Origin of the sequence: Rhizobium sp. NLR22b (assembly GCF_019685295.1) — a bacterium.
Taxonomy (GTDB): Bacteria; Pseudomonadota; Alphaproteobacteria; order Rhizobiales; family Rhizobiaceae; genus Rhizobium.
This window is the reverse complement of sequence record NZ_JABDWM010000013.1, coordinates 87,956-108,851: the sequence shown is the minus strand read 5'-3', so window position 1 is coordinate 108,851 and position 20,896 is coordinate 87,956. Positions and strand designations below refer to the sequence as shown.

Annotated in this window: 21 protein-coding genes; 11 read left to right on the top strand and 10 right to left on the bottom strand. The window is 62.0% G+C overall.

Annotation, left to right across the window (positions count from 1 at the left end; genetic code table 11):
- Window positions 1–49: 49 nt before the first annotated feature.
- The 8 genes from HJC00_RS21040 to HJC00_RS21005 form a co-directional block, all read right to left on the bottom strand.
- Window positions 50–1,495 carry an aldehyde dehydrogenase gene (locus HJC00_RS21040; RefSeq protein WP_210628431.1) on the bottom strand — a complete coding sequence of 482 codons (1,446 nt, stop codon included), beginning with the start codon at window positions 1,493–1,495 and terminating at the stop codon, window positions 50–52.
- Between the two features lie 22 nt (window positions 1,496–1,517).
- The gene (locus HJC00_RS21035; protein ID WP_221164558.1) at window positions 1,518–2,303 is read right to left on the bottom strand and encodes a coniferyl-alcohol dehydrogenase; all 786 of its coding nucleotides are present in this window, start codon (window positions 2,301–2,303) and stop codon (window positions 1,518–1,520) included.
- A gap of 39 nt (window positions 2,304–2,342) precedes the next feature.
- The gene (locus HJC00_RS21030; protein WP_210628429.1) at window positions 2,343–3,368 is read right to left on the bottom strand and encodes a branched-chain amino acid ABC transporter permease; all 1,026 of its coding nucleotides are present in this window, start codon (window positions 3,366–3,368) and stop codon (window positions 2,343–2,345) included.
- Window positions 3,365–4,297, bottom strand: coding sequence for a branched-chain amino acid ABC transporter permease (locus HJC00_RS21025; protein WP_210628428.1), 933 nt, complete (start codon window positions 4,295–4,297; stop codon window positions 3,365–3,367). Before HJC00_RS21025 ends, HJC00_RS21030 begins: the two co-directional genes overlap by 4 nt.
- Window positions 4,294–5,022 carry an ABC transporter ATP-binding protein gene (locus HJC00_RS21020; RefSeq protein ID WP_210628427.1) on the bottom strand — a complete coding sequence of 243 codons (729 nt, stop codon included), beginning with the start codon at window positions 5,020–5,022 and terminating at the stop codon, window positions 4,294–4,296. The genes HJC00_RS21025 and HJC00_RS21020 overlap by 4 nt, the downstream gene beginning before the upstream one ends.
- Complete coding sequence (locus HJC00_RS21015; protein WP_210628426.1) at window positions 5,019–5,774, bottom strand: ABC transporter ATP-binding protein; 756 nt, start codon at window positions 5,772–5,774, stop codon at window positions 5,019–5,021. Before HJC00_RS21015 ends, HJC00_RS21020 begins: the two co-directional genes overlap by 4 nt.
- Before the next feature lie 5 nt (window positions 5,775–5,779).
- Complete coding sequence (locus HJC00_RS21010; RefSeq protein ID WP_210628425.1) at window positions 5,780–7,096, bottom strand: ABC transporter substrate-binding protein; 1,317 nt, start codon at window positions 7,094–7,096, stop codon at window positions 5,780–5,782.
- Between the two features lie 64 nt (window positions 7,097–7,160).
- Window positions 7,161–8,624 carry an aldehyde dehydrogenase gene (locus HJC00_RS21005; RefSeq protein ID WP_221155860.1) on the bottom strand — a complete coding sequence of 488 codons (1,464 nt, stop codon included), beginning with the start codon at window positions 8,622–8,624 and terminating at the stop codon, window positions 7,161–7,163.
- A 235-nt stretch (window positions 8,625–8,859) separates the two neighbouring features.
- Here HJC00_RS21005 and HJC00_RS21000 point away from each other — a divergent pair, with 235 nt between their 5' ends.
- Window positions 8,860–9,759 carry an AraC family transcriptional regulator gene (locus tag HJC00_RS21000; protein WP_221147309.1) on the top strand — a complete coding sequence of 300 codons (900 nt, stop codon included), beginning with the start codon at window positions 8,860–8,862 and terminating at the stop codon, window positions 9,757–9,759.
- A 78-nt stretch (window positions 9,760–9,837) separates the two neighbouring features.
- Here HJC00_RS21000 and HJC00_RS20995 read toward each other — a convergent pair whose 3' ends face one another.
- The gene (locus HJC00_RS20995) at window positions 9,838–10,323 is read right to left on the bottom strand and encodes a MarR family winged helix-turn-helix transcriptional regulator (protein WP_210628422.1); all 486 of its coding nucleotides are present in this window, start codon (window positions 10,321–10,323) and stop codon (window positions 9,838–9,840) included.
- 198 nt (window positions 10,324–10,521) lie between these two features.
- Between HJC00_RS20995 and HJC00_RS20990 the strand changes: the two genes are divergently transcribed.
- The 4 genes from HJC00_RS20990 to HJC00_RS20975 are packed head-to-tail and all read left to right on the top strand — an operon-like array spanning window position 10,522 to window position 15,566.
- Entirely contained in the window at window positions 10,522–12,099 is a 1,578-nt protein-coding gene (locus tag HJC00_RS20990; RefSeq protein WP_221155859.1) for an AMP-binding protein, read from the top strand.
- Window positions 12,100–12,144: 45 nt separating this feature from the next.
- Window positions 12,145–12,966, top strand: coding sequence for a p-hydroxycinnamoyl CoA hydratase/lyase (locus HJC00_RS20985; protein ID WP_221164557.1), 822 nt, complete (start codon window positions 12,145–12,147; stop codon window positions 12,964–12,966).
- 31 nt (window positions 12,967–12,997) lie between these two features.
- Window positions 12,998–14,104, top strand: a complete 1,107-nt coding sequence (locus HJC00_RS20980) for an NAD(P)-dependent alcohol dehydrogenase (protein ID WP_221164556.1) — start codon at window positions 12,998–13,000, stop codon at window positions 14,102–14,104.
- Window positions 14,105–14,126: 22 nt separating this feature from the next.
- Window positions 14,127–15,566: a coniferyl aldehyde dehydrogenase gene (locus HJC00_RS20975; RefSeq protein ID WP_221164555.1), complete on the top strand. Its 1,440-nt coding sequence runs from the start codon at window positions 14,127–14,129 to the stop codon at window positions 15,564–15,566.
- Window positions 15,567–15,777: 211 nt separating this feature from the next.
- Here the strand turns inward: HJC00_RS20975 and HJC00_RS20970 are convergent, their stop codons facing one another.
- On the bottom strand, window positions 15,778–16,533 hold the full coding sequence (locus HJC00_RS20970; protein ID WP_210628418.1) for an SDR family NAD(P)-dependent oxidoreductase: 756 nt from the start codon (window positions 16,531–16,533) through the stop codon (window positions 15,778–15,780).
- A gap of 178 nt (window positions 16,534–16,711) precedes the next feature.
- Here HJC00_RS20970 and HJC00_RS20965 point away from each other — a divergent pair, with 178 nt between their 5' ends.
- From HJC00_RS20965 to HJC00_RS20940, 6 genes are all read left to right on the top strand, one after another.
- Window positions 16,712–17,299, top strand: coding sequence for a L,D-transpeptidase (locus HJC00_RS20965; protein ID WP_210628417.1), 588 nt, complete (start codon window positions 16,712–16,714; stop codon window positions 17,297–17,299).
- 163 nt (window positions 17,300–17,462) lie between these two features.
- Window positions 17,463–17,582, top strand: a complete 120-nt coding sequence (locus HJC00_RS20960; protein WP_210628416.1) for an ABC transporter — start codon at window positions 17,463–17,465, stop codon at window positions 17,580–17,582.
- Between the two features lie 144 nt (window positions 17,583–17,726).
- Complete coding sequence (locus HJC00_RS20955) at window positions 17,727–18,308, top strand: hypothetical protein (protein WP_210631657.1); 582 nt, start codon at window positions 17,727–17,729, stop codon at window positions 18,306–18,308.
- Window positions 18,309–18,444: 136 nt separating this feature from the next.
- Complete coding sequence (locus HJC00_RS20950; protein WP_311044185.1) at window positions 18,445–19,038, top strand: protein-S-isoprenylcysteine O-methyltransferase; 594 nt, start codon at window positions 18,445–18,447, stop codon at window positions 19,036–19,038.
- 9 nt (window positions 19,039–19,047) lie between these two features.
- Complete coding sequence (locus HJC00_RS20945) at window positions 19,048–19,839, top strand: hypothetical protein (RefSeq protein ID WP_221155856.1); 792 nt, start codon at window positions 19,048–19,050, stop codon at window positions 19,837–19,839.
- Window positions 19,826–20,704, top strand: a complete 879-nt coding sequence (locus HJC00_RS20940) for an SDR family oxidoreductase (protein ID WP_210628413.1) — start codon at window positions 19,826–19,828, stop codon at window positions 20,702–20,704. The genes HJC00_RS20945 and HJC00_RS20940 overlap by 14 nt, the downstream gene beginning before the upstream one ends.
- Window positions 20,705–20,896: the final 192 nt, after the last annotated feature.

Sequence of the window (20,896 nt, the reverse complement as noted above, 5' to 3'; positions counted from 1 at the left end):
AAATGGCGCGCTCGCTACCTCGGAAAATTCGCTGGGCGCGCCTGCCCCCTCAGAAGGGATAGTGCTGGGCAGAATCCTCCACCGTGATCCAGCGTAGGTCGGTGAATTCGGCAATCGCTGCCTTGCCGCCGAAGCGGCCGTAGCCGCTGCCCTTGACGCCGCCGAAGGGCATTTGCGCTTCATCGTGCAGCGTCGGGCCGTTGATGTGGCAGATACCGGATTCGATGCGGGCTGCAACCGCCATCGCCCGCTGGATGTTGCGGCTGAAGACGGCGGATGACAGGCCGTATTCTGTGTCGTTGGCGATGCGGATTGCTTCCTCCTCGCCGGCGACGCGAATGATCGGCTTGACCGGGCCGAAGGATTCCTCCGCATAGACGCGCATGTCGGGGGTGACGTGATCGAGCAGCGTCGCCTCGACCACGGTGCCGGAGCGCTTGCCGCCGGCCACGAGTTTTGCGCCCTTGGCGGTGGCATCGGTGATCAGCTCCTCCATTTTCCTGGCGACGTCGAGGCTGATCAGTGAACCGAGAACGACATGGCCGCGCGGGTCGCCGGCCGGCAGCTGGCTGGCGCGGGCGACCAGTTTGGCGACGAACTGATCGGCGATCGCCGTGTCGACGATGATCCGCTCGGTCGACATGCAGATCTGGCCCTGATGCATGAAGGCGCCGAAGATCGCGGCATTGACGGCGCCGTCGATATCGGCGTCGTCGAGAATGACCAGCGGCGCCTTGCCGCCGAGCTCGAGCAAGGCGGGCTTGAGATATTTGCCGCAGGTCTCGGCAATGATCCTGCCGACCTTGGTCGAGCCGGTGAAGTTGACGCGCCTGACGGCCGGATGGGCGATCAGTGCGTTGACGATCTCAGGCGCATCCTCCGGCGCATTGGTCAGAACATTGATGACGCCGGCCGGCAGGCCGGCTTCGGTCAGCGCCGTGGCGATCAGCCGGTGCGTGCCCGGGCATTGTTCGGATGCCTTGAGGATGACGGTGTTGCCGCAGGCGATCGGCATGGCGATGGCGCGGGTGGCGAGGATGACGGGCGCATTCCACGGCGCGATTGCGAGGCACACGCCGGCCGCCTGGCGAACGCCCATGGAAAGCGATCCGGGTTTGTCGGACGGGATGATTTCGCCTGAAATTTGCGTCGTCATCGCGCCCGCCTCGCGCAGAATGTTGGCGGCGAGCATGACGTTGAAGCCGGCCCAGGGCGCGGTGGCGCCGGTTTCCTCGATCATCAGCCGGGTAAATTCGGCCGCTTTCGAATCCATGATGTCGGCGGCCTTCATCAGGATGGCGCGGCGCTGGCCGGGCCCGGTCTTCGACCAGGCGCCGAAGGCGGCGGAAGCGGCGTCGACGGCCGCAGCGACATCCTCGAGGCTCGCGGCGGCCGCGCGGCTCGCAAGCTTTTCGGTGAAGGGGTCGATGCGGTCATAGGTCCGGCCGCTGGTGGCGGCCCGGTCGGCGCCGTTTATGAGCAGGGAAATATTCATCGTGTGTCTCCTTGGGAAAGAACTAGAAGCCGAGAACCTCGGCATTGATCGATGCTTCGAGGCCGCCGTCGGCGGCAAGATTGGCGCCATTGATCCAGCGTCCGCCATCCGAGCAGAGGAAGAGCACGGCGGGCGCGATATCGGCTGATGTGCCGGCGCGGCCGACGCGGGTGATGTCGCTGTCGACCCTGGCGTCGCCGAGCACGGCGCGGAACTGCTTGAGGATCGGCGTTTCCACCGGCCCGGGGCTCACCGCATTGACGCGGATGCCGCGGTTCTTGAACAGGGGCTGGTGGGCGGCGCGCATGGTCCAGAGCAGCAGCAGCTCCTTGGAGAGCGGATAACCCTGCTCGTCCTTGAGGTCATGTTCGGCGGCAACGGCCGCCACATCTGGAAAGCCTTCGATCGAGGTCAGCGATTTGGCCCTCTCGAGATTGGCGCGCCAGCCGTAACCGGCGATCGAGGCGACGTTGACGATGGCGCCGCCTTCGCGCAGGCGGGGTGCCACGGCTTCCGACAGGGCGCGCAGCCCGTAGAAATTGACGGCGAGCGTCGAGACGACGCCGGTATTGCCGGAAAGGCCGGCGACATTGGCGAGCGCATCGAGACGCGACGGCAGCTGCGCGACAATCTCGGCAACGCCCGATGGCGTGGAGAGATCGCCTTTGATGAAGGCGGCACTTGCATTTGCCGGTTCGCGCACATCGACGCCGATGACCTCGGCGCCCATCTGGCCGGCCAGTTCCGCCGTCCGGGCGCCGATGCCGGAGGCGACGCCGGTCACCAGGATTGTTTTACCAAAAAGCATGGATTTCACCTTTCGCAAGAAAACGGGAAGCAGGTAGGTTCATTCTTCCCATTTGATTTTCGTCGGCCCGGGCAGTTTCAGCCGGTAGCCGACGGGCAGAAGCTGGAAATCGAAGCGGCGCTCGACTTCGCCCCAAAGGCCGCGCGGCAGATAGAGCGAGAAGATCAGCGCGGTGGCGCCAAGCCCGATCAGATACCAGACGCCGGCGCTGCCGAAGAAAGTCTCGATGACGAAGAACAGGATGGCGCCGAGGATCGCGCCCTCGAACCTGCCGATCCCGCCGACCAGCACCATGAAGATCATGTAGGCCGTCCACTGGACGCTGAAATAGGTTTTCGGCTGGAAGGTCGTGGCGGTCGCCAGCCACAAGCCGCCGGCGATGGCGATGCCGAAGGCGGCGAGTACGAAGAGCAGCCGCTTGGTGGCGGTCACCCGCACGCCGACCGAGGCCGCCGCCTCCTCATTGTCGCGGGTCGCCTGCATCGCCGCACCCGCGCGGCTGCGCATCAGCATGAAGAGCGCGCCGAGCAAGGCAGCCATGGACGTGAGGGCAAGCCAATAGATCGCCGCCCGCCGCGTGCCGCTGTCATAGACGTTGAGCGAAATCAGCGAGGTTCCCGTTTCCCCCTGGATCAGCCGGTCGAGATTGACGAGCAGATGCGCGAGTTCGGCCACGACCCACATGCCGATCGCAAACTCGCCGCCCTTCAGCCGCAGCATGAACAGCGAAAGCGGGATCGACAGCGCGCCGATCACGATCGCCGCGGCAAAGACCGAGACGAAGGGATCGAGCCCCGCATCGGCGAGCCGAATGGTGAAATAGGCGCCGAGGCCGAAAAACACCTGCTGGCCGACCGAGACCAGCCCGCCGAAACCGGCAAGCGCATTCCACATGGCGGCCAGGATCACATAGATGAACAGGGCGGTCATCCGGTCGATCGCACCGGCACCAAGCACGGCGGGGGCGAGGATCAGCAGCGCAAACACCGCGGCCATGGAGCCAAGCGCCACCCGCGACGAGGTCGTCCAGCGCTCGATCGATATTCCGTTGGCGACGAATGTCATGTCGGGCTCCGATGGCGTGCGCGAGGGTTGAGGAGGGCGCGGGGTTTCAGAAGCGCTGCGATCTTGTCGAGAACCAGCGGGCGGGAGCGGGACAGCCGGATGAAAAGCACCAGCAGGAACACGGCATGGCCGCCGATCAGGAAGCCCTGGGGATGCAATTGCGCGCCGAGCGATTGGGCAAGGCCGAGGACGATGCCGCCGGCAAGCGTGCCCCAGAGCGATCCCGCTCCGCCGATGACCGCGGCCTCGAAGGCAAAGAGCAGCTGCGGGCCGCCGGCATAGGGACTGAAGGTCGCCCGCATGCCGAGAAAGGCGCCGGCGATGCCGATCGTGACCATGGTAATGGCGGTGGCGACCGCATTCACCCTGCGCGCATCGATGCCGACGAGCCCTGCCGTATCGGGATCTTCGGCGGTGGCGCGAATGGCGCGGCCGAGCGCAAAGCGGCCGAGGAAGAACTGCAGCCCGCCGAGAATGAGGATCGCCGTAACCATCATCATCACGGCAAGCTCGCCGACGAAGATGTGGCCGGGCAGCTGCCAGGATGCGTAGGAGAGATTACCGATGAAGGGCGCGAGCGAGCGTGTGTCGGCGCCGAACTGTTCGAACAGCAGATTGTCGATGACGATCGACAGGCCGAAGGTCGTGAGAATCGGCAGCAGCGCGCCGCCGCGGGCGCTGCGTTCGAGGATGAAGCGCTGCAGCAGCCAACCGATCACCGCCATGACGGGCAGCACGATCAGCAGGCCGGCAAAAGGCGGGATGCCGGCTTTGGCGGCGAGCAGCCACAGCCCGTAGGCGGCGGCGACCGCCAGGCTGCCATGGGCGAGATTGATGATCCGCATGACGGAGAACATGAAGGACAGGCCGCAGGCGATGACGGCGTAATAACCGCCGAGCAGGAGGCCCTGGATCAGGGTGTTGATCATGATGCGCTCCTTTCGCCGGCTGTCCGGTGCAGTCCGAAATAGGCCTTGGTGACTTCGTCGCGGGTGACGGCGGCTGCCGGCCTGTCGAGCACGATGCGGCCTTCCAGCATGCAGATGACCCGGCCGGCGACTCTCATGGCGCGGCCAAGATCCTGCTCGACCAGCACGATCGTTGTTCCCGAAGTCAGGAGCGCCTGCAGCTGGGTATAGACGCGGTCGACGACGAGAGGCGAAAGCCCTAGCGAGACCTCGTCCAAGAGAAGAATATCGGGATTGCTCATCAGCGCCCGGCCGATGGCGGTCGCCTGCTGCTCCCCGCCGGAGAGGTGCCCGGTCTTGGCGTGCCGGCGGGGTTTCAGGTTCGGAAAAGCGTCGAGCACACGGTCGATGTTCCACTCGCCCTTGCGCCCGCAGCTCTTGCCGAGAAGCAGGTTCTCTTCGACGGTCATCTGCGCAAACAGGCGCCGGCCTTCCGGGACCAGGGCGATGCCCTTGGCGATCCGCTTGTGGGAGGGGACTGCAGCCAGGTCTTCATCGCCGAGAAGAACGCGGCCGGCGGCGGGCAGGTGGGCGCCGGCGATCGATCTCAGCAGCGTCGTCTTGCCGGCGCCATTGGCGCCGACCAGCGCCAGCACCTCGCCCTTGGCCAGGTCGAAACTGACCCCGCGCACCGCCTGCAGCAGGCCGTGGCGGACGTCGAGATTGTCGATGGAAAGCAGGCTCATGCGGGCGCCCCTCCAAGATAGGCCTTGACCACTTCCGCATCGCTCATGACAGTCTTCGGTTCGCCGTCGGCGATGATCCGGCCGGCATCCATGCAGATCAGCCGTTCCGCCACCTGCAGCAGGATATGGACGATATGCTCGATCCAGACGATGCCGATGCCGCGGCGGCGCAATTCCAGGATGGTTTCGACGAGTTCGCTCGCCTCGCCATCGGTCAGGCCGCCGCCGATCTCGTCGAGCAACAGCAGCCTCGGCTGCGTGGCGAGCGCACGGGCAAGCTCCAGGCGTTTGCGGTCGAGCAGGCCGAGCGTGTCGGCGGAACGGTTAGCCACGCCGAGCATGCCGCAGAGCGACAGCGAATCCACCACACGCTCATAGGCCTCGTCCCGGCTTGCCGCATTGCCGTGCGAGGCGGCGACGAAGACATTTTCGAAGGTGGTCATGCCGCCAAAGGGCTTGGGAATCTGATGCGTCCGCACGAGCCCGGAACGGCAGCGCTCCGCCGCCGTCCGGTTGGTGACGTCGGCGCCGTCGAAGACGACGGTTCCCGCACTCGGCGGGGAGGCGCCGGCGAGCACGCTGAGCAACGTCGTCTTGCCCGCGCCGTTCGGCCCGACGATGCCGACCGCCTCGCCGTCGCCCATGGAGAAATCCAGGTTCTCCAGCACGACAAGCGCGCCGAACCGCTTGTGGATCCCCTTGGCCGAGAGAAAAGCTTCCCCCGGCCGTCTTTGCGCTTCTTGCCTCTGCACTGCTGTTATCCGTTGTAGGCGGTCAGCTTGGCGCCGACCGGGACATTGGGATCGGTGGCGTTTTCGGTGACGACGTAGTCGAGCGCGAATTTCGAGCCCTCCGGCGCCTTCACCCACTGCGTACCGATGATCGGCCCGGGAGAAACATTGGCGACGGGACCGCTAGTGAAGTCGACCTTGCCGGCGATCGTCGTGGTTTTCAGCGTGGCGAGCGCCTTGGCGACCGCCTCCTTGCTCTTGACGTCGGTGCTCGCCTTCAGCGCATCGAAGCCGGCATCGAGCAGCGCCAGGCTGGCGCCGAGCTGCTGCGTCCACTGCTTGCCGCTGGCCGTTTCATAGCCGTCGGCAAGTTTGGTTCCGGAGACGCCGGTCAGCGTCGATTTGTAAGGGAAGGCCTTGTGCCAGTAGGCGGCGCTGCCGATGTTGAGGCCGAGATCGCCGAGCGCCTCGATGTCGGATGGAAAGAGGCCGGTTTTCGCGACCTGGCAGATCTTGATCTGCTGGGTCAGGCCCTGCTGTGCCGCCTGACGCCAGAAGGCGGCGAAATCGGGCGGGATCGGAAAGGAGTTGAAGATCTCCACACCCTCCTGCCGGAAGAGAGCGATCTGCGCCGAAAAATCGGTGGTTCCGGTTTCATAGGCGCCTGGGTCGACAATGGTGAAGCCCGCCTTGGCAAGTGCCGGAGCCAGATGGGCGCGGATCGCATTGCCGTCGGCATCGTTCGGATACATGACGCCGACCTTCTTGTTGGTCTCGATCAGGCTCCACTGCGAGACATAGGCCTTGTGGAACTCTTCGACGCCGAAGCCGAAATGATAGGTCCATTTGAAGGGCGAGGGCGCGCCGGGCTTGGCGCCGCGGCCGAAATACCAGGCTTCCCAGGGCATGACCGTGGAAAGGCAGGGAATGCCTGCCGCCTCGCAGGCATCGGCCACCGGATTGATGGTTTCGGGCGTCGAGACGGCGAGCATCAGGTCGATCGCCTCATTGTTGATCAGGTCTTTCGCCAGTTGCCCGGCGCGGGAGGGATCTGACTGGGTGTCCTGGTCGAGTATCTCCACCTTCCAGGTCTTGCCGCCCGCCTGCAGGCCGTTCGCCAGCGCCTTGCGCGCCAGTTCCAGCACATAGCCGTCGGTCTCGCCGAAGCCGCCGAGAGGGCCGGTGCGCGGGCTGATGAAGCCGACCTTCAGCGTACCGCCTTGGGCAAAAGCCGTGCGGCCGGAAAGCGCCAGCGCCGCACCGCCTGCGGCAGCCGATGCGATGAAAGAGCGGCGGGTGAGAGTTGCCGCGTTGAGTTTGCCGTTGCGGAAAATGCCGTTCATGAAATCGTTCCTCCTCCTGATGCGGGCCTCCCAGCCCGTTCCCTGTGTTCATCCCGATCTGAAGTCAGATCGGGTAGTGTCGTTTTCCCGATGCCATGGTGATCCATCTGAGCTCGGTGAATTCATCGATTGCGGCCTTGCCGCCGAAGCGGCCGTAGCCGCTTGATTTGACGCCCCCGAACGGCATTTGCGGCTCGTCGGAAACCGTGGCCTCGTTGATGTGGCAGATGCCGGATTCAAGCCGCATGGCAACAGCCATCGCCGCATTGATGTCGGCGCTGAAAACCGCCGCCGAGAGCCCGTATTCATTGTCGTTGGCAACCGTCACCGCCTCGTCGACGCTGCCGACCCGGACGATCGCCGCGACCGGCCCAAAACTTTCCTCGCGGTAGATGCGCATGGCAGGCGTCACGTGATCGATGACGGTCGCATCCATCAGCGTGCCGTTGGGCCGGCCGCCGCAGACGAGCGCCGCGCCCTTCTGCAGGGCATCCTCAACGAGCGACTTCACGCGGCGCGCCGCTTCGGCGTTGATCAGCGTGCCGAGCGGCGTATTGCCGTCCCCGGGATGGCCCGCGACGAGGGTCTCGGCCTTCGCCCGGAATTTGCCGACGAAATTATCGGCGATCTCGTCCATCAGGATGATCCGCTCTGTGGACATGCAGATCTGGCCCTGGTTCATGAAGGCGCCGAAGGCGGCGGCACCCACTGCCTCGTCGATATCGGCGTCGGCAAGAACGATGAATGGTGCCTTGCCGCCGAGTTCGAGCAGGCAGCGCTTCAGATGCCGTGCCGCGCTTTCCGCGATGATCCTGCCGACACGGGTGGAGCCGGTGAAGTTGATGCGGCGCACAGCCGGATGGGCGATCAGGGCATCAACGACGGCGGCGGCATCGCTCGGCGCATTGGAGACGACGTTGACGACGCCGCGGGGAAAGCCGGCGTCGCGGAGGATGTCGCCGATCAGGCCGTGGGTCTTCGGGCAGAGTTCGGAGGCTTTCAGGATGACGGTGTTGCCACAGGCAAGCGGCATGGCGACGGCGCGGGTGCCGAGAATAATGGGCGCGTTCCAGGGCGCGATGCCGACGCAGACGCCGGCCGGCTGGCGCACCGCCATGGCAAGGTTTCCGGGAATGCCCGATGGAATGAGTTCACCCGAAATTTGCGTGGTCATCGCCGCCGCCTCGCGGAAAATATCGGCGCCGAGCCGGCAATTGATCGCCGCCCATTGCCTCGTGGCGCCGGTTTCGCCGGTCATGGCGGCAATCAGTTCCGGCGAACGGGCATCGAGAAGTTCGGCGGCGGCGTTGAGCAGTCTGCGCCGTTCGCCCGGGCCGGTCTGCGACCAATCGGGAAAGGCGGCAGCGGCGGCATTGGCAGCCCGCCTCATGTCGGCGACGGATCCTGCCGAAGCGATCGTCGCGACGTCGCCGGTCAGCGGATCGATGCGTTCGAAGGTGGCCCCCTCGGACGCATCCATCGCCTCGTTGTTGATCATCAGCTTTGCCGAAAACACGGTTTCACCCATTCGTCACATGCTGGCGCCAAGTGCTGACGCCTGCATTATTGCCACGGGAAAAGACGAGCGGACGCGACGGCCTAGAGGCCGCTTAAGCGTTCGTGCGTCTGATGAAATGCCTCCTCCCAAAGGCTGATGACGAGAAGGTTACGCCGATCGATGGCGGATGGAATGCGATTTATTGGGTTAATATTGTCATTATCTGGCGATTGCGGCACTATTTGACAGAAGCGGAGGAGCGGCTTTGGCCACGGACGGAGGCATTCATCACTATGCCAGGGGCGAGTGGCACGCGCCGTCGCTGTCGCATCGGCGCATCCGTCTGCAAAAAGGGCTCTATGCCGATTTCCATCATTTCCTGCTTCTCGGCGAAGGCGCCGCCGAGCTTCATTTCGAGAGCGGCGAAGATCGGCCGCTGCACGGGCCGCTGCTTGCCTTCCTACCGCCGCAGGCACGCTGCGATCTGTCGATTGCTGCCGGGAGTGCCGCCCATCTCATCGGCGCCTCGGCGCAGATCATGGTCGACGCGATCGGCGACAAGGTGGAATCCTACTCGCTGCGCCTCCTCATCGAGCAGCGCAAGCTGGTCGAGGCACGGGATCCCTTGCTGGTGGCCGAAATCGGTCCATTGATTTCGGGCTTCGTGCGGGAACTCGGCGATCCCTCCCGGGCCTCCTGGATGGTGGTCTCGGCCTATCTCAGGCTGATCCTGATGACGCTGTGGCGCGGCAGCGACGGCGAAAGAAGTGAGCCGCGTGGGCAGGGCGAAACTGGATCGATCCTGCAGCGCTATCGCCAGCTGGTCGAGGCCGGTTTCCGCCAGCACCGGCCGATCAGCGACTATGCCGCGGAATTGGGCGTCACCGCCGACCGGCTGCATTCGATCTGTCAAAGGACGCTCGGCCGCTCGCCGATCCAGCTTCTGCACGAGCGCGTGGTGCAGGAGGCAAAGCTGAGATTGGAGCGCTCGGCCCGCAACATCCAGGAAATCTCCGACAGCCTCGGCTTCCGCGACCCGACCTATTTCAGCCATTTCTTCAAGCGCAGGACCGGCCTTTCCCCTGCGGGCTACAGAGAGATCGCCCGCGCTTCCGCCGGCTCGGAAAACAGTATGCTCTCCTCGGGTTATGCGGACTGGCCTTAGGTCTGCGCGCATTGCTTCGCCGGAGTTGCCAAGGCTCCTGTTCTGCTCTGGCAAGCCGGCAAAGGGCGGAAGCGGGTTTCAGTCGCGCTTATATATCCGCTTCAGCGCAGCCAGCAGAGCATCCATTTCATCTTGCGAAAACCGGTCGATGAAACGCTGTTCGTGCGCATCGATCAGCTTGCGCGCCCGCGCGAGCATGGCGTGACCGGCCATCGTCAGATGCAGTTCCTGGCGGCGCCGGTCCGTAGCTGAAGGGCGGCGCTCGATGAGGTCGCGGCCTGCGAGCCGGTTGACGAGGGCCATCATGGTCGCGCGGTCGGTGCCGAGCGTATTGGCAAGGTCGATCTGCGATGCACCGGCATTGACTGCAAGCAGTTCCATCACCGCGAGCTGTTTTTGCGTCAGCCCCAGCTCCTCCATGGTTTCAGCGAAGTCGCGGTAGATCGCGACGTGCGCCATACGCAGATGAAAACCGAGGAGATTGCCAAGCCGGCCGACGTCGAGTGACGGGGTCGCCGGAACATCCTCGCTCTCAAAATCATCCTGCGGTGGTTTTCCGGCCATTATTCATTCTCGCCCAGTCAAGGCGCCATAACCATCAAAATCAGCAGGTTAGTCAATATCCGCCCCGAAGATTTCCCAGAGCTTGTCGGAGTGGATGGATTTGCGGCGAGCAGCCTCTTGCATCCTCCTAAAAAAATATTAGTATGTGTTACATACAAATTTGTCGGCCGCGGAGGAGCGGCTGGCATGGGAGGAAAAATGGCGCATTGCCTTTCCGGAAAGTCTTCGTCCGTCGATTGCGGACTGGTGGCGGATGATCCCATCCTTTACCGCGCCCGTGTCGCGCCGGATCGACAGGCCCTGTTCGAGATCGCGACCGGCCGGGAGCTTACCTATGCCGAGCTCGATATGCGGATCGCCCGATGCGCCGGTTTCCTCGATGATATGCTCGGAGCGCGCCGGGACGGGGCGCGGATCGCCATGCTGGCGCGCAACTCGATCGATTCGATCGTGCTGGCTTTTGCCTGCCAGCGCGTCGGCGCCGTTTATGTGCCGCTCAACTGGCGTCTCGGCGCCGCCGAACTGCTGCCGATCCTTGCCGATTGCGCGCCGGCGCTCCTGGTCTGCGACGAGGAGTTTTCGGCTGTTGCGGCGACCCTTGCCGATACCGATCCTGACATGGCGGTGATCTCGACGGCAGATGGCCCAGCCGGGCTTGCGGGCCGCATCGAGGCGAGCGCCTCCGCCGATCCGGTGTCCGGAGATGCCGATCGGGCGTGCGTCCTTCTCTACACCTCGGGCACGACAGGGCGGCCGAAGGGCGTCGTCATTACCGGCCGCAATGCTTTCTTTGCCGCCATCAATTTTTCCTTCGTCGGAGAGATCGGGCCGGCATCGGTCGCTTTGTGCGATCTGCCGTTCTTCCACACGATCGGGCTCATTGCCGTGGCTCGAACCACATTGATGCTGGGTGGTACGCTCGTCATCTGCGACCGCTTCACTCCGGCGCGTACGCTGGCCGTCTTGCGTGAGCGTGCCGTCACCCATTATTTCGCCGTGCCGCAGATCGCCCTCGCTCTGCGCAACGATCCCGCCTATAGCGCCGCGGCTCTCTCTGGCCTGCAGGCGCTCTTCGTCGGCGGCGCGCCGCTGACGCAGGCGCTGATCGAAAGCTATCTCGATGACGGCGTTGTACTGGTCAACGGTTACGGCATGAGCGAGGCCGGAACGGTGCTGCATGTGCCGATCGACCGGCGCGCGGTGCAGGACAATCTTGGCAGCGTCGGTCTTCCCGCACCATTGGTCGACATCCGCATTGTCGGCGAGGGTGGCCACGACGTTGGCCGCGGCGAGATCGGCGAACTCTGGCTGCGTGGACCGGCGGTGACGCCGGGCTACTGGAACAAGCCTGCGGAAACCGCCGACGCCTTCACCGATGGCTGGTACCGTACCGGCGATCTCGGCCGGTGCGAAGCAAACGGCTTCTATCGCATCGTCGACCGGCTGAAGGATATGTATATCAGCGGCGGTGAGAATGTCTATCCGGCCGAAGTCGAGGCCGTACTCGCAAGCCATCCCGATATCCTCGACGTCGCGGTCGTCGGCTTTCCCGACAACAGGTGGGGAGAATGCGGCGTTGCCTATGTCGTACTGCGGCCGGGTGCCGTGGTGACGGGCGAGGCGATTGCCGGCCATTGCGCGGCGAAGCTCGCCGCCTTCAAGCGCCCGGCGCACATCCTCTTCGTCGAAGCCGTTCCCCGCACCGCCTCCGGCAAGGTGCAGAAACATGTTCTGCGCCAGCTTCATGCCGACGAAACCCGTCAACGACAGGCCTGATGAAACGGCCCTCGGCAATCACGCCGAAACCAATGGAGTGACCTCATGACTGAAGACCAATCGCCGGTTCTGGTCGAGTTCGATAACGGCCTCGCTTTCGTGACTCTCAACCGACCGGAAAAGCGCAATGCGATGAATCCGGCCTTGAATGCACGGATGCTGGAGGTGCTCGATGAGCTCGAGGGCGATGAGCGCTGCGGCGTGCTCGTCCTGCGCGGCGCCGGCGAGTCCTGGTCCGCCGGAATGGATCTCAAGGAATACTTTCGCGACAATGACGACAAGCCGCGCGATGCCACATTGAAGGCGCGGCGCCAATCCGGCGGCTGGTGGGGTCGGCTGATGTATTTCGAAAAGCCGACGATCGCCATGGTCAATGGCTGGTGCTTCGGCGGCGCCTTCACACCGCTCGTTTCCTGCGACCTTGCCATCGCCGCCGAGGAGGCGAATTTCGGCCTTTCCGAGATTAATTGGGGCATCTTGCCGGGTGGCAATGTCACCCGTGCGGTGGCCGAGGTGATGCGCCATCGCGACGCCCTCTACTACATCATGACCGGCGAACTCTTCGGCGGGCGCAAGGCTGCCGAAATGGGTCTCGTCAACGAGGCCGTGCCGCTCGCCGAGCTCGAAAACCGGGTTCGCAAGATTTGCGCGAGCCTGCTCGAAAAGAACCCGGTGACGCTGAAGGCCGCCAAGGACACCTATAAGCGGGTGCGCAACCTGCCGTGGGATCTCGCCGACGATTACATCTACGCCAAGTTGGAGCAGATGTTGTTTCTCGACAAGACCAAAGGGCGCGATGAGGGGCTGAAGCAGTTCCTCGACGACAAGACCTATCAGCCGGGGCTCGGCGCCTACAAGCGCGGCTGAGGGCGCGGATTGATCTCGGGAGGGGGATAGAATGAAGATTCATGCCGCGGTGGCGCGTGCGCCGCATATGCCGTTTTCATTGGAAAGTCTCGATCTGGAGGAGCCGCGCGAGGGGGAAATCCTGGTTCGCGTCATAGCGACCGGCGTTTGCCATACCGATATCGTCATGCGGGACCAGCATCTGCCGGTGCCGCAGCCGGTCGTGCTCGGCCACGAGGGCGCCGGCATCGTCGAACGTGTCGGGCCGGGCGTTGCCAAGGTGGTCCCGGGCGATCACGTGGTTATGACCTTCAATTCCTGCGGTCATTGCCCGAGCTGCAACGATCATGAAGAAACCTACTGCCACGAGTTCTTCCCGCGCAACTTCTTCGGTGCGCGCGCCGACGGTTCGAGCGGGCTCTCATGCGAAGGAGAGCGTATTCATGGCAACATTTTCGGACAATCGTCCTTCGCAAGCCACGCGCTCTGCCATGAACGCAATATCGTGAAAGTGCCGAGAGATGCGGATCTGGCGCTGCTTGGCCCGCTCGCCTGCGGTATCCAGACCGGCGCCGGCGCGGTGATGAATGCCCTCAGCGTCAAGCCTGGAAAAATACTTGCAGTTTTCGGCATGGGCTCTGTTGGTCTGGCCGCCGTGATGGCGGCGCGGGTCGTCGGTGCGTCACGGATCATCGCCGTCGACGTCAACGAGACGCGGCTGGCGCTTGCAGCGGAACTCGGGGCGACCGACATCGTCAATGGCAAGGCGTGCGACGCGGCCGCCGCGATCATGGCGCTGACCGGTGCTGGCGTCGACTATTCGATCGATGCCTCTGGTGTGCCCGCCGTCATCGACCAGTGCGTGCGGGTGTTGGCGCCGCGCGGCACATGCGGCATCGTCGGGGCCTCGCCTCACGGTGCAACGTTGACGCTCGATCTCACCCATATCCTGTCCGGCGGACGCCGGGTGCGCGGCATCGTCGAGGGCGATTCCAATCCCGACGTGCTGATCCCCTTGTTGATCGACCTTCATCGCCAAGGGCGCTTCCCGTTCGACAGGCTCGTCAGCTTCTACGATTTCGCCGACATCAACCGCGCGGTGGAGGACTCGGAAAGAGGCGTTGTGCTGAAACCGGTCGTGCGCCAGCCGGCCGCCTGACATCGTTTTAAGGGAGGAACCAATGAACACCGTCACCCCAATCGCCACCGATAACAGTGCTGACGCCATGAAGGCGCTGCTTGCCCGGCAACGGGCGTCCTTCCTCAAGGAGGGGCCGCCTGATATCGGGACCCGCATTAATCGCATCGACCGTGTCGTCGCCCTTCTCGTCGATCATAAGGATGCGATTGCGGCGGCTCTCTCGGACGATTTCGGCAGCCGCAGCGTCGAGGCGAGCCTGCTTCTCGACGTCTTCACCTGCGTCGGTTCGCTCAAATATGCCAAGGCTCATCTTGCAGAATGGCTGAGACCCGAGCAGCACGAGGCATTGTTCCCGGACGCTGTTGCCGAGGTAGTCTATCAGCCGAAGGGGGTGGTCGGCATCCTGAGCCCCTGGAATTTCCCGTATCAGCTCGCCCTTGCCCCGCTTGCGGGCATTCTCGCCGCCGGCAACCGAGCCATGATCAAGCCGTCGGAGGTGACGCCGGCTTCGGCCGCGCTGATGGCCGAACTCGTTGCCCGCTCCTTCGACGAAACGGAAATTGCGGTGGTGCAGGGCGGACCGGCGACCGGCACCGCTTTCACCTCGCTCGCCTTCGACCATCTGATCTTCACCGGCGGCACGGCGATTGCCCATCAGGTCATGCGGGCCGCGGCGGAAAACCTCACGCCTCTGACGCTCGAACTCGGCGGCAAGTCGCCCGTCATCGTCGGCCGTTCGGCCAATATCGCAGACGCAGCGCGCCGTGTCATGACCGTCAAGACGCTGAACGCCGGCCAGATCTGCCTGGCTCCGGATCATGTCTACGTGCCCGAGGAAAGCGTCGAAGCCTTTGTCGAACATGCGGTCGCGGCGGTCGGTGCGATGTATCCGACGCTGAAGGACAATCCTGATTACACTTCGATCGTCAATGCCCGTCATCATGACCGCGTGCAGGGCCTGGTCGACGACGCCAGGGCCAAGGGCGCCCGCGTCGTCGAAATCAATCCGGCAGGAGAGAACTTCTCCCAGCAACCGGCCCACCGCATGCCGCCGACCCTGATCCTCGAGCCCAGCGACGACATGCGCGCGCTGCAGGAGGAAATCTTCGGGCCGGTTCTGCCGGTTCTTCCCTATCGCGATGTCGCCGACGTTATCGATCGCATCAACGCTCGGCCGCGGCCGCTCGCCCTTTATTACTTCAGCCAGGATGGCGAAGAGGAGCGTCGTGTGCTTGACAATACGACCTCCGGCGGCGTGACCATAAACGATTGCATGAGCCATGTTACGGCTGAAGGCCTGCCGTTCGGTGGCGTCGGTCATTCCGGCATGGGCGCCTATCATGGCAAGTTCGGTTTCCTCGCCTTCTCGCATCCGCGCGCCGTCTATCACCAGAGCAAGATGGTTGAGGCGGAACATATGATGCGGCCACCCTTCGGCGAGGCGATGCGCCGCTTTCTGGCCGAAGCGATCCGCAAGTAAAGCGCTTCTCATCAAGCCAGCAGAAAGGAATGCCTTCGGCCTGACATGAGTATCCTTCTTCCTCCCGCAGATCGGCCCTGGAATGCGTGCGGCGTTGCACCGACGGCCCGAAACATCGCAGTAGGCCTGGGCGATCGATTCAACAGCCGTCGCGGCCCCTACGGCCCAACAATCAGGTTGTGGCCGAGGCTGTTGCTAGCGGCCTTTGCACTTAGTGCGCGGTGTAGGCTCCATCGACCGCATGGTAGCTACCTGTGATGAAACTCGCCTGCTCGGAGAGAAGGAAGCAGACGAGGGCTGCAACCTCCTCGGGTTTGCCGCGCCGACCCATCGGTTGGAGGGACTCGATTTTTTTCTGCATCGGAAGTTCCTGTTGTTCTGTCAGCAACGGCGTTTCGATCCAGCCCGGCCCGACAACGTTCAGGCGGATTCCAAACCTGGCATATTCAAGGGCTGCGGCTTTTGTCAGTCCGAGTACGCCGTGTTTGGCGGCTGTGTAAGCTGATGTTAACGGTAAGCCAACAGCGCCTAAAATGGATGAAACATTGACAATTGCTCCGCCGCCGCGCGCCATCATCGCTGCGATCTCGCTTTTCATGCAGTAAAAGACCCCATCGAGATTGACCTTGATCACCCGATGCCACTCCTCTATCGGATAGTCTCTCGTCGCTTTGTGGGGGCCGCGAATTCCCGCGTTGTTGACGGCCAGATCGATCCCGCCGCCTTCCGCTTCAGCGAAGGCCATCAATTGCTCCACCGAAAGGGGATCGGTGACGTCGGCAAAGAAGGGGAAGGCGATGCCACCTTCCAAGCGAACCTCTTGTGCAACGCGGCTTGCCCCAGCCAGGTTGATATCGGCGATCACCACGGCCACACCTTCGCTGCCAAGCTGCCGGCATATTGCGGCCCCTATTCCTGAAGCTCCGCCGGTCACAACCGCAATCTTTCCCTGAAGGCCAAGTTTCATCTGCTGGTCCTTGTCACCGCGACGTGAGGCTCATCGCACTTCCTTGAGAAGATAACAACACATCGCAAGCGAATAACCTATAATTCTCAAAATGCTGTTACAGGACCATCACTTGGCATGGCCACTGTATTCTGCAATGATAGCTTGCGGAGAGAGAATAAGAAGGCAGCAGGTGGAAATGGGGATAGACCACATTACGCGCCGGGCAATCATCTTGGGTGGACTGGCAACTATAGTTTCTGGATGTGGCGCTCCGGAAGATTGGACGATAAGGTCAGTCTTCGCTGGTAATCCCGATCAAGATCCGCGCTATCGCAAACAGGAGGTAGCTTACTACGGGTGGGAAGCGCCAGGTACTGTCATAGTTAACACCAGGGAACGATTTCTCTACTACGTAGAGTCCGGCGGACGGGCGACACGCTATGGTATTGCTGTCGGTCAGGAAGGTTTAAGCTTCAAGGGCGAAGCAATCATTGGGCGGAAAGCGGAGTGGCCATCTTGGAGGCCGACCGAGGACATGATGCGGCGCAAGCCGCGACTGGCACAATATGCCAACGGCGTTCCCGGTGGACCGCTTAATCCGCTTGGCGCTGCGGCGCTATATCTTTATCAGGGCGGGCAAGACACCTTGTTCCGCGTGCACGGGACGAACGAGCCCTGGTCGATCGGTCAGGCTGTTTCAAATGGTTGCATACGGATGACCAACGCAAACATCGTTGATCTCTTCAATCGCGTCCCGGTGGGTACTCGGGTAGTGGTAATTTGACGACGTTAACCATCTGAACTGAAGGGTTGGCTATTCGCATTTCAAGCTGCTAATGTAGCGAAGTTGCAGATTGTGTTCTTTATGCACTAGTCAGGAACCGGTTTGCCGCTAAACTTTGATTCGTTTTGTTGATAGCCACTCCAGACTAGCAGAGGACTTCTTGATGAGCAGAATCGTAGTCGTGATCTTTGCAGTGCTTGCTGTTGCCAATCTGAGTGCCTGCGGGACCATTGGCAAGGGAAAAGGTAAGGCGCCGCCGCCCGCTGCGGCTGTCTATAAGTAAATGCGATTTAAGTAGGGGAGGGCTGACATAGTCCTTCCCTCCTTTAAATCCGTCAGGCTTGCTCGTCGGTTTTCGATGCTCGACGTTCAAGAGTGGTCGGTAATTTCCGGCCTGCGTGGCAGGGCAAGCAAATGGAGCGTATTGATGCTCTTTGGAAATGGTCGCTCGTGGCTGGCGATTCTGATGGTAGGTGTGCTGGTCTCTTGCCAAGGAACAGATAAGCCTCAACAACCGCGCTTTACATCCGTCAGTAAGAACGCTGCCGCAACAACCGGTAGGGTTGTCGGGAATCAGTATTTCATCGAATTTCGCTCGAGATATGCGTTGAGTTACGGCCACACTTATGTGGTTTTCGGCAAGTTGGACCAGAGCGGCAACATGATCAATCCAGAGGTGGCAGGACTTGCCCCGGCTTCTCACAGTCCGGCCGACTATGTGCTTGGCCATTTCGTGCCCGTCCCGGCTTCGACCGGGTGGACCGATGGGGATCTTGAAGAGCAATATCGATCTGCAAGTTGGCGTGTGCTGCTCAGCCCGGTGGAATACAGCAATGTTGTCGCCTACATTCGCAAGCTACAGGCTACGTCCAAAACCTGGGAGGCGACCGTCAATAATTGCAACGCCTGGACCGGGCAAATCGCTCGCCACATGGGATACAAAACTCCCGGCATTTGGCTCAGACCACAACAATACATTACTCAGCTTAGAGAAATGAATACGGGCTGAGCGCGTCGGCGTCTTGCCTAGGTCGCCTGCGCTGGGTAAGCTTGCGTTCTGTTTGCTCGTTGGCGTATGGGCGATTGGGCTGTTTGCCCGACACGTTTTCTGCGATCAGCGGCCCGCAACGTAGTGGGTGATCCCTGTGAGCCTTTCGCTGATTACGCTTGGTAAGACGATTTGGGTACTGGGAATCATCGCTTGGTACTTCGTCCGCCGGCCGGCCGCGAGGCGCGCCAAGCGCAATGCGATAGTCAACAATAGACGGTCCGCGCGGGACAGCTTTGGTCTTGTCGCCGCTATCATCGGTCTCGCAGTCATTCCAGGCATATATGTCTTTTCGGGATTTCCAGCTCACTTTGACTATCCATTGGCCGGCTGGGCCCTTGCGCTGGGCACAATCGTCTACGCCGCGGGGATATGGATTTTCCGCCGAACGCATAAGGAACTTGGCAGAAACTGGTCGATTTCGCTGGAGATCCGCGAGGAGCACAAGCTGATATCGACTGGCCCATACAGCGTCATACGCCACCCGATGTACACGTCATTCCTGCTGATGGCGCTCGGCCAAGCATGCTTGCTGGCAAATTGGTTTGTCGGAATGGCGGGACTGATCGGTTTCGCATTCCTGTTCTTCCTGAGAGTGCATAGAGAAGAGAAGATGATGATCGAATTCTTCGGCCCGCAGTATCGCGATTACATGGACAGGACCAAGCGCATCATCCCCTATCTCTATTGAGTGAACTTCATGCGGGGCAAACCGATCAAGCTTTCGGCAGCTAGGCGTCTTGTCGGAGACCTGATGCGATTCTCGATTCGCGTGCCGAGGGTGACCGTACAGCGGCAAATGAACCTTGCTCCATTGGTGGCAGCACGGCGAGCTCGGCCGGAGCGTCCCTCATGGACGGCGCTCTTCATAAAAGGTTATGGGCTTCTTGCCCTTGAAGTTCCCGAATTCCGCCGCGCCTATGTGAAGCTCCCACGGCCTCAGTTCTACGAATATCCCGAAAGTGTGGCGTCGGTGGCCCATGAGCGCGAATACGAGGGTGAGCGTATCGTCCTTTTGTGTCCCATCCGGCGCCCCGAACGCAAGTCCATCGCCGAACTCGATGCACTGATCCGGGACGCACGTACACGACCAGTCACGGAGATCAAGCAATTCCGCCGCAGTCTGAAATTCGCTCGGCTTCCGGCGCCGCTTCGCTGGTTTATTATGTGGATCGGGCTCAATCTCGGTCGGCAGCGGCCGCGCTTTTTCGGCACTTTTCAGTTTTCGGTCTATTCAGGGCTGGGAGCGGAATCATTAAATCCCCTGACGCCGTTGACCACCTTACTCAATTATGGGCCGATCAGCGAGGACGCAACCGTCACAGTCCGCATCCTTTACGATCACCGGGTCATGGATGGCGCGATCGTCGCACGAGCTTTGCAACGCTTCGAGGCGATCCTCAATGGGGAGATCGCTAACGAGGTAAGCGCACCTGCTCAAGACGCGGATGTGCCAACGAATCCTCGCGGGAATAACAATGAAAGTGGATAAAAATCCTCAACCAAGCGTCGTTGTCACTGGCGCGTCGCGAGGTATAGGTCGCGCGATAGCGAAGATCGCAGCAGGCGAGAGCGCCACCGTTGTTCTTCTTGCCCGCTCAGGTGAAGGATTGGCGGCGGCAGCGGCGGACGTACGAGCAGCCGGCGGTAACGCTGTCACACTCGAGCTGGACCTTGCCGCACCTGGGGCATCCCAGCGGCTGGAAATGTTTCTTGACGAGAGCGGTTTGTTTTGTGATGTGCTCGTCAATAACGCTGGCTACGGCGTACGTGGCGCGGCGACGATCATCCCGAGATCCGACCAGTTGGGCATCGTGGATCTCAATATTCGCGCATTGACAGAACTGACACTGCGATTTCTGCCTGCGATGGCGGCGAGAGGAAGGGGCGGAGTGATCAACCTCGGGTCTGTCGCCGGCTATTTGCCGGGCCCAAACATGGCGCTTTATTATGCCAGCAAGAGCTTCGTGCGTTCCTTTTCAACATCGCTGAATGAAGAGCTTCGCGGAACGGGCGTCACCGTGACTTGCGTTACCCCAGGCCCTGTGGCGACTGAGTTTCTCCGTAGCTCAGGTGCAGGCCGCGCCGCCTTGTTCAAGATTTTACCTAAGGTCAGCGCGGAATACGTCGCGGAAAAGGCCTGGCACGGATTTAAGGCCGGCCGCGGGTTCGTGGTTCCCGGGTTTTCGGCGAAGGTAACAATAGCAATTGCCACATTTTTGCCTAAGACCATTCTGTTGCCGCTGATCGGTCGGCTGCAACGGCGTACCAGCGACCTTTGCCCCTGCGGCTCTGGCAAGACTTTCAGACAGTGTCGCGCGTCGGGACATCAGGCAAAGCGCAACGTTGCAGAGTAACTTTCTGCGGTAATATCGCGAAGAGAGTTGGTGTATAGGTCGCTGAAAGAACTGACTTCTGTGTTTGAGGAGGAGTCGCCCAGACCGCGGTTTCCTCGCCTTCTCGCATCCGCGCGCCGTTTATCACCAGAGTAAGATGGTGGAGGCGAAGCATATGATGCGGCCCGCCCTTCGGCGATGCGATGCGCGGCT

Excerpts from the sequence above, each read along its gene's own strand:
- HJC00_RS21035 (WP_221164558.1), bottom strand. The coding sequence starts at position 2,303 with ATGCTTTTTGGTAAAACAATCCTGGTGACCGGCGTCGCCTCCGGCATC.
- HJC00_RS20980 (WP_221164556.1), top strand. The coding sequence starts at position 12,998 with ATGAAGATTCATGCCGCGGTGGCGCGTGCGCCGCATATGCCGTTTTCA.
- HJC00_RS21020 (WP_210628427.1), bottom strand. The coding sequence starts at position 5,022 with ATGAGCCTGCTTTCCATCGACAATCTCGACGTCCGCCACGGCCTGCTG.
- HJC00_RS20960 (WP_210628416.1), top strand. The coding sequence starts at position 17,463 with ATGAGCAGAATCGTAGTCGTGATCTTTGCAGTGCTTGCTGTTGCCAAT.
- HJC00_RS20990 (WP_221155859.1), top strand. The coding sequence starts at position 10,522 with ATGGCGCATTGCCTTTCCGGAAAGTCTTCGTCCGTCGATTGCGGACTG.
- HJC00_RS20955 (WP_210631657.1), top strand. The coding sequence starts at position 17,727 with ATGCTCTTTGGAAATGGTCGCTCGTGGCTGGCGATTCTGATGGTAGGT.
- HJC00_RS20995 (WP_210628422.1), bottom strand. The coding sequence starts at position 10,323 with ATGGCCGGAAAACCACCGCAGGATGATTTTGAGAGCGAGGATGTTCCG.
- HJC00_RS20970 (WP_210628418.1), bottom strand. The coding sequence starts at position 16,533 with ATGAAACTTGGCCTTCAGGGAAAGATTGCGGTTGTGACCGGCGGAGCT.
- HJC00_RS21040 (WP_210628431.1), bottom strand. The coding sequence starts at position 1,495 with ATGAATATTTCCCTGCTCATAAACGGCGCCGACCGGGCCGCCACCAGC.
- HJC00_RS21005 (WP_221155860.1), bottom strand. The coding sequence starts at position 8,624 with ATGGGTGAAACCGTGTTTTCGGCAAAGCTGATGATCAACAACGAGGCG.
- HJC00_RS20985 (WP_221164557.1), top strand. The coding sequence starts at position 12,145 with ATGACTGAAGACCAATCGCCGGTTCTGGTCGAGTTCGATAACGGCCTC.
- HJC00_RS21010 (WP_210628425.1), bottom strand. The coding sequence starts at position 7,096 with ATGAACGGCATTTTCCGCAACGGCAAACTCAACGCGGCAACTCTCACC.
- HJC00_RS20945 (WP_221155856.1), top strand. The coding sequence starts at position 19,048 with ATGCGGGGCAAACCGATCAAGCTTTCGGCAGCTAGGCGTCTTGTCGGA.
- HJC00_RS21030 (WP_210628429.1), bottom strand. The coding sequence starts at position 3,368 with ATGACATTCGTCGCCAACGGAATATCGATCGAGCGCTGGACGACCTCG.
- HJC00_RS20975 (WP_221164555.1), top strand. The coding sequence starts at position 14,127 with ATGAACACCGTCACCCCAATCGCCACCGATAACAGTGCTGACGCCATG.
- HJC00_RS20965 (WP_210628417.1), top strand. The coding sequence starts at position 16,712 with ATGGGGATAGACCACATTACGCGCCGGGCAATCATCTTGGGTGGACTG.
- HJC00_RS21025 (WP_210628428.1), bottom strand. The coding sequence starts at position 4,297 with ATGATCAACACCCTGATCCAGGGCCTCCTGCTCGGCGGTTATTACGCC.
- HJC00_RS20940 (WP_210628413.1), top strand. The coding sequence starts at position 19,826 with ATGAAAGTGGATAAAAATCCTCAACCAAGCGTCGTTGTCACTGGCGCG.